Genomic DNA, 13,229 nt, shown 5'->3' on the forward strand with positions numbered 1-13,229 from the left:
GAGACTACCCCGCATGACGCGACGCACCGGCCTCATCGACGCGACGGTGGCCCAGCTCAGGGCGCGCATCACCTCAGGCGACTGGCCGGTCGGCACCCGCATCCCGCCGGAGCCGGCGCTGGTGGAGCTGCTCGGCGTCGGCCGCAACACCGTGCGCGAGGCGGTGCAGTCCCTGGTGCACGCCGGGCTCGTCGAGCGCCGGCAGGGCTCCGGCACCTACGTGCTGTCGACGTCCGAGCTCGCGGTGAGCATGGGCCGCCAGATCGCCGACGCCCGGCAGCGCGACGTCATCGAGGTCCGCCGCAGCCTGGAGGTCGAGGCGGCCCGGCTGGCCGCGCGCCGCCGCACCACGACCGACGTGGGCACCATCACCGCGCTGCGCGACCAGCGCGCGGAGGCCTACCGGTCCGGCGCGCTGGACGCGATGGTGGCCACGGACCTGGCGCTGCACCGGGCGATCGCCCGCGCCGCACGGAACCCCGTGCTGCTGTCGCTCTACGAGAACCTGATCGACGCCGTCACCGACAACATCCGGTTCAACTTCGCGCAGATCCTGCAGGACGGCGACAACCACGACGCGCTGGTCGAGGCCATCGCCGCCGGTGACGACGCCCGCGCCGTGGACGAGGCGAGCTCGTACCTGTCGGGGCTGCTCGGGGAGGACTGAAGGGCTGGTAGTCTCATGCATCGCGCCGGTCGGTACGACTCGGTGCGATGCCGGTCCGATGCAGGTCCAGCGCCCTCGTAGCTCAGTGGATAGAGCGTCTGCCTCCGGAGCAGAAGGTCGTAGGTTCGAATCCTATCGAGGGCACCATCGAGGCCCGGGTTCCCGTCACGGGGGTCCGGGCCTTCGTCGTTCCCGGCCGCCCTCCGGCGTGGCTCGCTGTGTAGCGTGGCTCCCGGCGCAGCCGGCGCCGCGAACAGGAGGGACGCCGACGTGACGGGAACGGGGACCGCGGGGGGCCGTGCGGCCGACGTCGTGCTGCTGCGGGAGCTCGACCCGTCGGGCCGCGGGGCGGTGCACGCCACGCTCGACCGGGCGGCCGGCGTCCTGTCCCCCGAGCGGCGGTCGTTCCGCGTCCGGCCGGTGGCGCTGGACCGGCGCGCGTACGCGGTCGTGACGGCCGGGCGCTCGCAGGTGCAGCTGACGGTGGAGCGCGCGGCCGGCTGGCGTCGCGCGAGCGTCCCGCTGCTGGACGTGCGCTCCGGCCGGGAGGCCGCGCAGCCCGCCGACGCGGTGCGCGCGCTGGCCGATGCGCTGGAGTCCCGCGGCGTCGGCAACGGGGCCCGCGTGGTGGCCGACCTGCGCGCCCACGCCGCGCACCTGGAGCGGGGCGGTGCGGTGACCTCGTCGCCGCTGGCCCGGCTGGTGGGGCTCGGCGGGGGCGGCGCGATCAGCGCGCTGGGCTGATCCGCTGGGGTGATCGCGCTGCGTCGATCGCGCTGGGCTGACCCGGATCGGGTTGAATCGACCGGGTCGAACCGGACCCGGCGGGTGTGACCGGGCTGATCGACATCGGTACGACGAGCACGGAGGAACGGGCGAGCATGAGCGTGGACGTCTCGATCGCGGCGCTGGACACCGCGGCGACGGATCTCGAGGCCGCGGCCGCGGCGCTGCAGGAGGTGGACGTCGCCGGGCCCTTCGCGGGCGTCGACGGCGCGCTGCCGGGCTCCGCGACGGCCGGGGCGGCGGTGTGGGTGTCGACGCGGGTCGCCGCGGCGGTGCAGGTGCTCGGCGAGAACGTCCGCGGGATGTCGGCGAGCGCGTCCGGGTCCGCGGCGGGCTACCGCGGCGCGGAGAGCTCGGTGCAGAGCCGCTTCGGCGCGATGGCGGTACAGTGATGGCGGCGCTGACGCTCGAGGTCGTGCGCGGCTGGCGCCCGGAGGCGCTCGCCGAGGCCGCGACCGGTGTCGCGACCGCGCAGCAGACCGTCGAGTCCCAGGTCGAGGCGGCGCGGTCCGCGATCACGCGGCTGACCGACGTGTGGGACGGCGACGCCGCGCGCGCCGCCTCGGAGCGGATGGCGCGCGAGGCGACCACGGGGTTCGAGCTGGCGGACGCGCTCGAGGCGGCCCGGTCCGCGCTCGCCGCGGGCGCCACCGACCTGGGCCGCGCGCGCTCAGCGGTGCTGTCGACGGTCGACGCCGCGGTCGCCGCGGGGTTCCGGGTCGACGACGACGGGCGGGTCACCGCCCCGACGCTGCCGCCGGTGATAACGGCCGCGGGAGACCCCGACGGCGCGGCGGCCCGGCGTGACGCCGACCAGCGCGCGCTCAACGACGAGGCCGAGCAGCACGCGGAGGCGATCGGGTCGGCCCTGACCGCGGTCGCGACCACGGACCAGCAGGTCGCGGACCGGCTCTCGGCCGTCGAGGTCCCGCAGACGCTGGCGTCCGCCGTCGACGCGTACCTGCAGCGCGCGTTCGAGAGCGGCGACGTCATCGCCGCGCTCGGCGGGGTCGGCGCCGGCGGCGTGGCGCTCGCGCAGGTGATCCAGGGCGTCGTGAAGTCGGCCACCAAGTCGACGGCGTACCTGCAGTTCCTCAAGGCCTCGGGCGCGCCGATCACGCACTACCAGGCGATGCTCGACAACTTCGCGAAGGCGGACGCCGCGCTCGACGCGTTCAAGAACGGCAAGCCCGGGGGCGGGTTCCTCGGCAAGATCATCGGCTCGCGCGCCGCCGGCCTCCTCGGCAAGGCGTTCCTGCCGCTGACCGTCGTCACCGGCGTGGTCGACACCGTCACCGGCGGCGGCTACGACGGCGCCCGCGGGTGGGCGACGCGCGCCTTCGGGCTCGGCGGGGCGGTCGGCGCGGGCGCCCTGCTGGCGGCGGGCGCGGGCGTCGTGGCGCTCGGGCCTGTCGGCCTCGCGGTCGCGGGCGGCGCGGTGCTCGCGTACGGCGCGTGGAGCCTGGGGAACCTCGTGTGGGACAACCGCGAGGCCATCGGGGACTTCCTCGGCTCCGCGGCCGGTCACGTCAAGGACGCCGCCGTCGGCGCGTGGAACGCCACCACCGACGCGGTCTCCGGCGCCGCGGACTGGGCCGGCGAGCAGGTCGACAAGGCCAAGGACGCCGTCTCGGACTTCGGCAAGGGCGCCCTCGACGTCGTCTCGTTCGGGCTGCTGTGAGCGCCGGTACCGCGGCCGCGGAGGCCGCCGCCGTGCCCGTCGAGGTGCTCACGGACGAGGAGCTCGCGGTGCTGCACGGCCCCGAGAGCCTGGTCGTGCAGCCGCACCTCGCGACCCTGCCCGACGCGGACCGCGCCCTCGCGCTGCGCACCGCCTACCGCGGCCTGCTCGCCCGCGGCATCGTCGACCCCCCGACGGCGGAGGCGCTGGCCGCGGCGGTCGGCGAGCCGACCGTCGAGCTGCAGGTCCGCGAGGACGTGCTGTCGCTCGTGGCCCTGCGCCGAGGCGCGCCCGCAGTGGTGTGCGTCGCGCGGACCACGGTGATCGGGCAGGACTTCTGGTACGCCCACGTGGTGCGGGACGTCGTGCTGGTCGAGCAGGTGAGCGCGGACGGCCTGCACCGGTTCGCGCTCGCGCGGGCCGACACGCTCGGCGACCTGCTGCTTGACGCCGCCGTGCACCCGGGGACGGCCGACGGGTCCGGCCCCGCGATCGAGGTGCCCGACCCCTCCGAGCCCCCGCTGGAGATCACCGAGCGGCTCGGGTCGGCGCTCCTGCGCGCGGACGTGGTGGTCCGGACGGTCGACGACCGGCAGCCGCCGCTGAGCGGCCTGTTCACCGGCCCCGGCGGCGCGTGGCTGCTGTCCGCGCGAGAGGGCGACCGCGGCCCGGTCACGGCGTCGCCCGTCAGCCGGGAGGACCTGGAGGCGCACGTGCGGGACCTCGCCGCCGTCGCCGTCGACGCGGCCGTCCCCGCGGGCGGGGCCGGCCGGTGAGCGCGCCCGACGCGGTGCGGCTGCCCGTCCCGACGTCACGCTCCGGCCGGCGCTGGCTGGTCGCCACGGCGGTGGCGGTCGTGGTGGTCATGGTCGTCATCGCCGTCACGCAGCCGGAGAACCGGCTGGCGGTGCTCGTGACGGTCCCCGTGCTCGCGCTTCTCACGGCCGGGCTGCTGTGGCGCTCGACCTGGCTCGAGCCGGCGGGCGGCGCGCTCGTCGTGGTGCGCCTGGGCCGGTTCCGGCGGCGCGTGCCCCTCGGCCCGACCACGAGCGTCGCCCTGGTGCCGAACGGTGCGGGGGGCCTGCTGCTGGGCGCCCGGCCGCAGGGGTCCCGCCGGCGGCTGTTCGTCTCGGTGCTGTCGCTCACCGACTACGTCGAGGCGTCGCTGCCCCCCGAGCTGCTGCGCTCCCTCGCGGACACCGTCGAGCGGCACCGCGCCGGCGGCGCGCCCGCGGTGGCCCGTGCGCTGCGCGCGCAGGCGGACCACCTCGAGGCGGGCGGCGACCTGCGGGGCTCCCCGCTCGCCCCGCTGCTCACCTACGGCGCGGTGAACGCGGCGAAGGCGGGCGGCGCGGGGGCGGTCGGCTCGCAGCTCGGCGGCTGACCCCCGGCCGGCGCCAGGCTGCGCGCCGAGGTCGTCAGTCCGGCACGAGGTCGTCAGGTGTGCGGGACGACCTCGTGCGCAGATGACGACCTCGGGGGGGCGCGGCCGGACGCCCGCGCGCTCGTCAGACGCGGAACGCCGCGATCCTGCCCGCCATCTCGTGCGACAGCGCCACGACGCCGTCCATGCTGCCGTCGACCTGGGTGAGCGCCTGCGCGCTCGTCCCCGCGCTGGCGGCGACGGCCGTGACGTTCTGCGCGATGTCGGCCGCGCCCTGCGCCGCCTCGGCCACGCCGCGGGACATCTCGTTGGTCGTGGCGGTCTGCTGCTCGACCGCCGAGGCGATCGTCAGCTGGTAGTCGTTGATGCGGGCGATGATCTCCGCGATCTCGCCGATCGCCACCACGGCGCCGGACGTGTCGGCCTGGATCGCGTCGACCCGGCGGGCGATGTCCTCGGTCGCCTTGGCGGTCTCCTGCGCGAGCTCCTTGACCTCGCCGGCGACGACGGCGAAGCCCTTGCCCGCCTCCCCGGCGCGAGCCGCCTCGATCGTCGCGTTCAGCGCCAGCAGGTTCGTCTGCTCCGCGATGGACGTGATCACCTTGACGACGTTGCCGATCTCCTGGCTCGACGCCCCCAGCCGCGCCACCTGCTCGTTCGTCGCCTCGGCGACGGCCGTGGCCTCGCCGGCGACGCGGGCGGCCTGCGCGGAGTTCTGCGCGATCTCCCGGATGCTGGCACCCATCTGCTCGGTGCCCGCGGCGACGGTCTGCACCGTCCGCGACACCTGCTCCGCCGCCGCGGCGACCGCGCCGGCCTGGGCGGACGTCTCCCCGGCCGCCCGCGCGCCGTCGCGCGAGGCGTCCCGCAGGGCGGCCGCCGTCCCGCTGGTCCGGTCCGCCGTGCTCGCCACCTGCCGGACGACCGCCGACATGGACGCGATCGCCGCGTCGAGCGCGGCGCCGGCGCGGGTGATCTCCCCGCCCCCCGTGAGGCCGGTGCGCCGGGTCAGGTCACCGTCGGCCATCGCGGCAGCGACGTCCCGGATGCGGCTCGCGGGCCCGGCGATGTCCCGGGTGACCTTCCGCGCGGCGAACACCGCGAACGCGGCGGCCGCGGCCCCGACCAGGACCAGCACGAGCCGGCCGCGCTCCTGCGCCGCGCTCTGGGCCTCCTGCAGCGCCGTGACGCGGGCGCCGGCGGACGCCTGCACCTGCTCCGCGAGCTCGAGCACCTGGGCGTACGACTCCCCCGCGCTGCCCTCGTTGATGCTCGTCAGCGCGGCGCGGTAGTCGTCCGGGTCGCCGGTGGCGAGCAGCGCCACCACCTCGGCGTCACCGGCGAAGAACGAGTCCCACGCGGGCTCGAGCGCCGCGAACGCCTGCTGCTCCTCGGGGGTCGCGCCGGTCAGGTCCAGGTCCGCGAACCAGGCCTGCACGTCCTGCTGCGCCTGCAGCACGCCCGCCCGGTTCTGGGAGTCGTCCGCGAGCGCCGCCTCCGGGCCGAACGCCGTGACGTCGGCCAGGACCAGGCCCTGCCACCCGGTGGCGTCGGCGATCTGGAACCGGGCGTCGTCGGCCAGGCGCAGCACGCGGTCGGCGGCCGCGACCTGGTCGGCGTACGAGCGCTGCGTCTGCGCGGTCACGATGCCCACCGCGATGGCCAGCACGAGCACCGCGATCAGGGAGCCGAACACCGCGGACATCCGGCGGCCGATGGACTGGTCACGCCAACCACGCATGAGGGGCCTCGCTTCGAGCACGTGAGGCGCTGGGGTGCGCGCCTCGGGTGCCCTCCCGATCGGCCGCGGACGCGACGGTCTGACCCGTGGCCGGCGAGACGCGCGTCACCGCTGCGCGCTCAGCGCCGTCCCGGCCTCCGGTGCGCTCAGCGCCGCGCGACCCGCGCGCTCAGCGCACCCGTGGCGTCGGCACCGCCTCCCCGGCCTGCCGCGCCCGGAGCTCCGCGTCGACGCGCTCCTGCACGCGGCGCTCCTCGGCGGCGGCCCGGTCCCGCCGGCGGCGCCGGGCGAGACGCGGCAGCAGGACGGCCGCGGTCGCGAGGAGCAGCAGCACCACGAGCAGCGTCCACGGGACCGCCCAGGTGTGCGCGGTGCCCGTCACCGGCGTCAGCGACGACGTCGACCCCGCCGCGTCGGTGAGCGTGGGCGTGACCGTGACCTCGGCACCGAGCCGCAGCGTGGGCCACGCGCCGGCGACCGGCACGGACACGGTCCACTCCTCCCCCGGCAGCAGCTGCGGCGGCGCCCCGACGTCACCGGCGTCGGCCCGCAGCAGCCCGAACGGGCCGGACACCGCGACGTCCTGGTGGGCGGACAGCGCGGTGTTGCCCGTGTTGTGCAGCGTGTAGGTGACCGTCGCGTCGCCGCCCGCGGCCGGGTTCGGGGTGCCGCTGTACCCGACGCGCACGTCCTCGACGGCGAGCGCGGGTGCCAGCTCGCCGCCGACGCGCAGGTCGACGCGGATGCCGAGCCGGCGGTCGACGGTGATGCCCTCGGCCGCGTCGGCCTGGACGAGCGAGGTCAGCACCCCGCCGGCGTAGTCACCCGGCGTCGCGTCGTCCGGGACCGCGACGGTGAACGGCAGCTCGACGGTCGCGCCGGGCTCCACGGTGACGCTGCCGCTCCCGGTGGTCAGCCAGGCGCCGACGCCCGTCGACTCCAGGTCGGGGGTGAGCAGGTCGAGCTGGCCGCTCTCGGTGGTGTACCCGTCGGCGGCGTAGACGGCGAGGTCCAGCGGCTCGTCCCCGTGGTTGGCGACCACCAGGGCGTCCTCGACGGAGGAGCCGGGCTCCACGCTGTACGCGAACCCGGTGCGGTCGGAGCCGAAGTCGTTGGACGCGGTGCGCACGGTCCACGTGACGTCGTCGGCCCCGGCGGCAGGATCGGCGGCGGCCGTCGCGGCGCTGCCGGTGCCGACGAGCGCGGCCACGGCGGTCAGCAGGACGAGGAGGCTGCGGAGGGCGGCCGGCGTGCGGGGGTGCGGCATCGGGACCTCGGGGGTGCGGGGAGGACGGGGGGGCACGGGCGGTGGGGCGGGCGCCGTCCGGCACCCGCCCCACCGCCCGGAGGTGGTCCCGGGCGATCAGCTGCTCAGGGCCGTGATGGTGAGCGTCGCGCGGTACGTGCCCTGCTCGACGTCGCCGGGGATCTTCAGGTCGAGGTCCGCGCCGAGCTTCGCGGTGCCGGTCTCGTGGCCCTGGTCGGCCGCGCCGAGCGCCCGGGAGACCGACAGGCCGTTGCCGCCGTCGAACCCGGAGGCAACGGGCGCGCCGGCGCGGGCACCGGCACCCTCCTCGACGACCTTCGGGGTCCAGCCCAGGGCCGAGCCGTCGAAGGTCTTGCCGGCGTCCCGGAAGTCGCCGACCGAGGCCGAGATCGACCAGGGGGCCTGCGAGCGGCGGGTGTCGGAGACGGCGATCGGGTTGATCGCGCCCGTCGCCTCGAAGAACTCGCCGGCGTTGTCGACCGCGGTGCCGAGGTCCACCAGGCCGTTGTGGCCGTCGATGGTCCAGCCGAACTCGCCCGGGGCGGCCTCGGGGACCGCGACCTGGATCTCCTGCCCGTCGCCGTGGTACGGGTGGACGACCACGGAGTCGACGACCGAGCCGACCGGCTGCGCCGCGGTGGCGCCGCTGTCCGGGCCGCACCAGGAGACCTTGCCGAGCTCGACGGCCGCGTTCGGCGCGTCGCACGTGCCGGAGCGGATGCCCTCGACCACCAGCTTGTCGCTGCGGACCTGCACCTTGACGTAGGAGCGGACGTGCTCCTGGTTCTGGACCGAGTTGTACCAGTAGCTGTCCGGGTTCAGCGGGTCCGCCCCGTTGCCCGCGCCCGACGTGCCGCTGCCGTCGGGCTCGGTGATGTCGTAGTACTTCGAGCCCGAGGCCGAGTTGGCCGTCACGTACAGCACGCCGCCGGGGCCGGCGAAGACCTCGTCCTGACCGGGCTGCTCGGCCGGGTCGGCCTTCTCGCCGTTCTTGATCAGGTAGCTGCGCGAGTACGAGTGGTCGTGGCCCTGGAGCACCAGGTCGACGCCGAGGTTCGAGAACGCGGTCGGGAAGTCGACGCGGCGGGCCTTGTTGTCGTTGTCCTGCGCGTGGTCGGCCGGCGAGTAGATCGAGTGGTGGTAGACGAGGACCGTGTACTTGGCGTCCGCGCCGTGCTGGTCGATCACGTCCGTGACGTAGGCGATGTGCGCCGCGTCGCCGCCGCCGCCCGTGGCGGTCGCGTAGGAGTTGCTGTTCAGGTCGATGAACAGCACGTCCTTGTACATGTACCAGTAGTCGCCGCCCGAGGTGTTGGACGTCGGCTGGCCGTTGGCGTACAGCGCGGCGGACCGGTCGGTGTTGGGCGTGGCCAGGTGCTGCTCGTAGGCCTTGCCGCCGACGTCGTGGTTGCCGATCGTCGCGCCGAACGGGTACTGGCGCAGCTGGTCGGGCGCGAGGAACGCGTCCCACTGGGCCTCGGTGTTGGCCGTCTCGACCTGGTCGCCGCCGGAGACGAGGATCTCCGCCTGCGGGTTCGCCGCGAGCGCGACGTCGAGGGTGTCCTGCCAGCCCGCCTGGTCCTTGGCCACGTTGCCCGACGAGCCGATCTGCGGGTCGCCGAGGAACAGGAAGTCGTACTCGCCTTCGAACGACTGGGTCGCGAAGGAGTACGCCTGCGACCACGCGCCCTCGGAGCCGACCCGGTACGAGTACGTGGTGTGCTCCTTCAGGCCCGTGATCGTCGCGTGCCGGTTGAAGCCGCCGCTGGAGGCGATGTTCGCCGAGCCGGTGGCGGAGTAGGTCGGCGAGCCGGCGGGGAACGCGCCGGCCACCACCGAGGAGGTGGGGGCGACCTGGACGACCTGCTGCGTGTCGGCCGAGGTGTACCAGGTGACCATGCGCTGGGTCTCGTCGGCGCCGACGCCGAGGACGAGGCCGGTGTAGGTGGTGTCGGCGGCGGTCGCCGGCGCGGCTGCCGCGATGCCGCCGACCGCCATGACGGTGCCGACGGCGAGCGCCGTGAGGCGCACCGACAGCTGCCGGGCGCGCCCGCGGGGGGCTCTCGTGCTGGAGGACATGCGTCGTCCGTTCTCTTCGATCCGAGGTGGGAGAAGCTGAGAAACCGGAGAAATCGGTAGAACCGGAAGATCAAGGACAACCTGTACGTCGCAGGTAAACGCCCCGTGAACCTTGCCGATCGGCCGCGTGGCACCCCCCGGAACACCTGGCCGGGGCTCAGCCGCCCCACAGGCGCTGCACGAACCAGACCAGGCCCATGACGGCCACGCCGGCCGCGACGGTCCCCGTGACCCACGTCGCGACGCCGGGCACCCGCCGTCGCAGCAGCGCGAGCACGGGGAACACCACGGCGATGATCGCCAGCTGCACGGCCTCGATGCCGACGTTGAACACGAGCAGCGACCACAGGAGCGTCCAGGACCACGGCTCGTCGATCCCGAGCGCCCCGGCGAAGCCCAGCCCGTGCACCAGCCCGAACACCAGCACGACGCCGACGCGCACCCAGCCGGACCGGTCCAGCCCCAGCCGGCCGGTGCCGGGCGCGAGCTCGCCCGCGTGCTCGCCGCGGTCCCGGATCCGCCACAGGTGCCAGCCGGCGACCACGGCGATGGACAGCGCGATGACCGGCTCCACCACGGCGCCGGAGACGTGCACGAGCCCGGTGGCCGCGAGGACGAACGTGATCGAGTGCGCCACGGTGAACGCGGTCGCCGTCAGCACGATCTCGCGCAGCCGCCGCGACCCGACGATCACCGCCAGCAGGAACAGGACGTGGTCGAGGCCGAACAGCAGGTGCTCGGCGCCGAGGGTGAAGAACTCGGCGAACCGCTCCCAGCCCGACTGCTCGGTGGAGAACGACGGCTGCGCGGCGTCCAGCGCGGCGCTCCCCGACGTCGCGTCGAGCGCGTACGTCACGACCGTGGTGGTCCCCGTGACGTAGCCCTCGTCGTCGCCGAACAGCGTGCTGCTGATCTCGTGCGCGCCGTCGGACGCGGCGCACGTGTGGTCGAGCGTGAGGAAGGCGTACGGGACGCCCTCGCGCTGCTCGATCCGCACCTCCCCGGCCTGGCGGGGCACGCAGTCCTCCCCCGCGGACGTCACCGTGTACCGGTCGCCCACGTACGCCAGCACGGTGCCGGCGTGGTCCTCCAGCGCGGCGGACTGCTCGCCCGGGTCGCCGCTCTCGAAGGCCGCGGTGCCGTCCTGGAACAGCGGGTCGTCCCCCTGCGCGTCGGCCGCCGACACGACGAGCAGGTCGTACTCGAGGCCGAGCTCGGAGCGGACCACCCCGTCCCGGGGCGCGGTCACGTAGGCGAACACCACGGAGGTGAACCCGTGCGCGGCGGCCGGCGCGGCGCCCGCGAGCACCCCGCCCAGCACGAGCAGCAGCGCGACCAGCGCACGCGACCCGCCGCGCGACCCACCGCGCGACCCGCCGGGTGGAACGTGCGGACCGACACGCCGCCGGCGTGTCCGCTCGGACGTTCCACCCGCCCCGGTCGAGCGCGTCGGGCGGGCGGGGGTGGCGGGACGGGCGCGGCGCGGCATCGGACTCCTCGGTGGGTGGCCCGGGCAATCTGCCGCCCCCGCGTGAACGCGCGGGGCACCGCGGGCGAACTCGCGCGGAACGGTCGACGCGCGGCCCTCCCCGGCCGCCGGAGACCCCGGCACCGTGGGGTAGGAAGGGTGCCGTGCACCGCCACCCCGCCCGCGCCGTGGTCGCGGCCCCGGCGCTCGCGCTCGCCGTGCTCCTCGCGGGGTGCGGCGCCGGCGACTGGACCCGCCCCCACGACGGCCCCGTCGCCGTCGGCGAGCTCGGCTCCGGGTTCCTCGCCCCCGGCGAGACGCCCAGCCCCGAGGCGACCGTCGTCCCCGAGGCCGGGTCCTGGGACGGGATCGGGCCGCGCGAGGGCTACCGCGTCGTCCTGCTGACCAGCGGCGACGACGAGCCGACGCGGACCCTCGCCGGCGCGGTGCGGGAGTGGGCCGAGGCGGAGGGCGTCGACCTGCGCACCCTCGAGCCGGAGGCCCCCGCCGACCTCGTGCCGGACATCGCCGAGGCCGCCGGGATGGGCGCGGACCTGGTCATCAGCGCGGGGAACGACCTGGTCGACCCCCTCGCCGTGGTGAGCGCCAGCCACCTGGACCAGCAGTTCCTGGTCGTCGGGGCGGAGATCGCCGAGCCGACCGCCAACGTGACGGCCGTCGACTGGACCGGCGCCTCGTTCCGCGGGGAGGGCAACGGCGCGGCGTCGGCGTACGACCCGGCGACGTTCACCGCGGAGCGCTGCGCGGCCGCCGTGCGCGCCGGGGTCGGCGCGGTGCTCGGCGGCGTGACCGGGATCGTCGTCCGGGTCGACTGACCGCGAGCCGGTACGGTCGCGCGGTGGCCCGACGACGCACCCCGACCCTGCCCGCGCCCCACCCCGTGCCGGACTTCGCCGCGACCAGGCGCGCCAGCTACGCCGGGTACGTCGTGCAGGCCGTCGTCAACAACCTGACGCCGCTGCTGTTCATCGTCTTCCACACCCGGTTCGACATCCCCGTCGCGCAGCTCGGCGGCCTGGCCGCGCTGAACTTCGGCGTGCAGCTGCTCACCGACCTGTCCGTCATGCGGGTCGTGGACCGGATCGGCTACCGCCGGCCGCTGGTGCTCGCGCACGTGCTCGCCGCGCTCGGCCTGGTGCTGCTCGCCGTCCTGCCGTTCGTCACCGCGGACCCGTTCGTGGGGCTGTGCCTCGCGGTCGTGGTCTACGCCGTCGGCGGCGGCCTGCTGGAGGTGCTGGTGAGCCCGGTCGTCGAGCACCTGCCCACTCCTCTCGAGCAGAAGGCCGCCGGCATGGCCCTGCTGCACTCGTTCTACTGCTGGGGCCAGCTCGCGGTGGTGGTCGGGACGACGGCCCTGCTCGGGCTGCTCGGGCACGGGCTGTGGCCGGTCCTGCCGGTGCTGTGGGCGCTGGTCCCGCTGGCGAACCTGGTGGCGTTCCTGCGCGTGCCGCTGCCCGAGACGGTGCCCGAGGAGCACCGGACGTCGATCCGCTCGATGCTGGGCACCCCGCTGTTCCTGGCCGCGCTCGTGCTGATGATGACCGGCGGCGCGGCCGAGCTGACGGTGTCGCAGTGGTCGTCGTTCTTCGCCGAGCAGGGCACCGGCGTCGGCAAGGAGGTCGGGGACCTGCTCGGGCCGGGGCTGTTCGCCGTCCTGATGGGCCTGGGCCGGGTGGCGTACGGGCTGTGGGGGCACCGGGTCGCCCTGCACCGGGTGCTGATGCTGTCGAGCGCCGCCGCGGCGGTCTGCTACGTCGTCGCGGCGACCGCCGGCACGCCCGCGGTGAGCCTGCTGGCGTGCGCGCTGTGCGGGCTCTCGGTCAGCCTGCTGTGGCCCGGCACGTTCTCCCTGACGTCCGCCCGGTTCCCGCTCGGCGGCGCCGCGATGTTCGCGCTGCTGGCGCTGGCCGGCGACGCGGGCGGCACCCTCGGCCCCTGGGTCGCGGGCCTGCTCGCGGGCGCGGCCGACGGCGTGCTGGCCCCGGTGGCGGGGCTCCTGCCCGAGGACGGCGGCAGCGGGCTGCGCCCGGCGCTGCTGCTGTGCGCGGTGGTGCCGCTCGTGTTCAGCGTGACGGTGGCGCGGTTCCGCGCCGCGCACGTCGCCGAGCCGGTCGCGGCCTGACCGGACCCGTGGC

General features: G+C 75.7%; 12 protein-coding genes and 1 tRNA gene. 9 read left to right on the forward strand and 4 right to left on the reverse strand.

Annotation, left to right across the window (positions count from 1 at the left end; genetic code table 11):
- Window positions 1-13: 13 nt before the first annotated feature.
- The 7 genes from QNH85_RS10840 (at window position 14) to QNH85_RS10870 (ending at window position 4,518) form a co-directional block, all read left to right on the forward strand.
- Complete coding sequence (locus tag QNH85_RS10840) at window positions 14-667, forward strand: FadR/GntR family transcriptional regulator (RefSeq protein WP_213282244.1); 654 nt, start codon at window positions 14-16, stop codon at window positions 665-667.
- A 71-nt stretch (window positions 668-738) separates the two neighbouring features.
- Window positions 739-814 (forward strand) — tRNA-Arg (locus tag QNH85_RS10845).
- Between the two features lie 123 nt (window positions 815-937).
- Window positions 938-1,411: a hypothetical protein gene (locus tag QNH85_RS10850; protein WP_282946414.1), complete on the forward strand. Its 474-nt coding sequence runs from the start codon at window positions 938-940 to the stop codon at window positions 1,409-1,411.
- A gap of 137 nt (window positions 1,412-1,548) precedes the next feature.
- The gene (locus QNH85_RS10855) at window positions 1,549-1,845 is read left to right on the forward strand and encodes a hypothetical protein (RefSeq protein ID WP_282946415.1); all 297 of its coding nucleotides are present in this window, start codon (window positions 1,549-1,551) and stop codon (window positions 1,843-1,845) included.
- Window positions 1,845-3,134: a WXG100 family type VII secretion target gene (locus tag QNH85_RS10860; RefSeq protein WP_282946417.1), complete on the forward strand. Its 1,290-nt coding sequence runs from the start codon at window positions 1,845-1,847 to the stop codon at window positions 3,132-3,134. Before QNH85_RS10855 ends, QNH85_RS10860 begins: the two co-directional genes overlap by 1 nt.
- Window positions 3,131-3,910: a hypothetical protein gene (locus tag QNH85_RS10865; protein ID WP_282946418.1), complete on the forward strand. Its 780-nt coding sequence runs from the start codon at window positions 3,131-3,133 to the stop codon at window positions 3,908-3,910. The genes QNH85_RS10860 and QNH85_RS10865 overlap by 4 nt, the downstream gene beginning before the upstream one ends.
- The gene (locus QNH85_RS10870; protein ID WP_282946419.1) at window positions 3,907-4,518 is read left to right on the forward strand and encodes a hypothetical protein; all 612 of its coding nucleotides are present in this window, start codon (window positions 3,907-3,909) and stop codon (window positions 4,516-4,518) included. Before QNH85_RS10865 ends, QNH85_RS10870 begins: the two co-directional genes overlap by 4 nt.
- A 124-nt stretch (window positions 4,519-4,642) precedes the next feature.
- Here the strand turns inward: QNH85_RS10870 and QNH85_RS10875 are convergent, their stop codons facing one another.
- From QNH85_RS10875 to QNH85_RS10890, 4 genes are all read right to left on the reverse strand, one after another.
- Window positions 4,643-6,259 carry a methyl-accepting chemotaxis protein gene (locus tag QNH85_RS10875; protein WP_282946421.1) on the reverse strand — a complete coding sequence of 539 codons (1,617 nt, stop codon included), beginning with the start codon at window positions 6,257-6,259 and terminating at the stop codon, window positions 4,643-4,645.
- 169 nt (window positions 6,260-6,428) lie between these two features.
- On the reverse strand, window positions 6,429-7,526 hold the full coding sequence (locus QNH85_RS10880; protein WP_282946423.1) for a WxL protein peptidoglycan domain-containing protein: 1,098 nt from the start codon (window positions 7,524-7,526) through the stop codon (window positions 6,429-6,431).
- A gap of 96 nt (window positions 7,527-7,622) precedes the next feature.
- Entirely contained in the window at window positions 7,623-9,605 is a 1,983-nt protein-coding gene (locus QNH85_RS10885) for a purple acid phosphatase family protein (RefSeq protein ID WP_282946424.1), read from the reverse strand.
- Between the two features lie 157 nt (window positions 9,606-9,762).
- Window positions 9,763-10,926 (reverse strand): HupE/UreJ family protein, encoded by a 1,164-nt coding sequence (locus QNH85_RS10890; protein ID WP_282946425.1) that lies wholly within the window; start codon window positions 10,924-10,926, stop codon window positions 9,763-9,765.
- Between the two features lie 311 nt (window positions 10,927-11,237).
- On the opposite strand from QNH85_RS10890, the gene QNH85_RS10895 reads away from it, so the two are divergent.
- Together QNH85_RS10895 and QNH85_RS10900 are read left to right on the forward strand one after the other, a co-directional pair.
- Complete coding sequence (locus tag QNH85_RS10895) at window positions 11,238-11,909, forward strand: type 1 periplasmic-binding domain-containing protein (protein ID WP_282946427.1); 672 nt, start codon at window positions 11,238-11,240, stop codon at window positions 11,907-11,909.
- Window positions 11,910-11,932: 23 nt separating this feature from the next.
- A complete protein-coding gene (locus tag QNH85_RS10900) occupies window positions 11,933-13,216 on the forward strand; it encodes an MFS transporter (RefSeq protein WP_282946429.1) in 1,284 nt (427 codons plus the stop codon).
- Window positions 13,217-13,229 lie beyond the last annotated feature (13 nt).

The organism is Cellulomonas endometrii, from assembly GCF_949769265.1.
GTDB classification, from domain to species: Bacteria; Actinomycetota; Actinomycetes; order Actinomycetales; family Cellulomonadaceae; genus Cellulomonas; species Cellulomonas endometrii.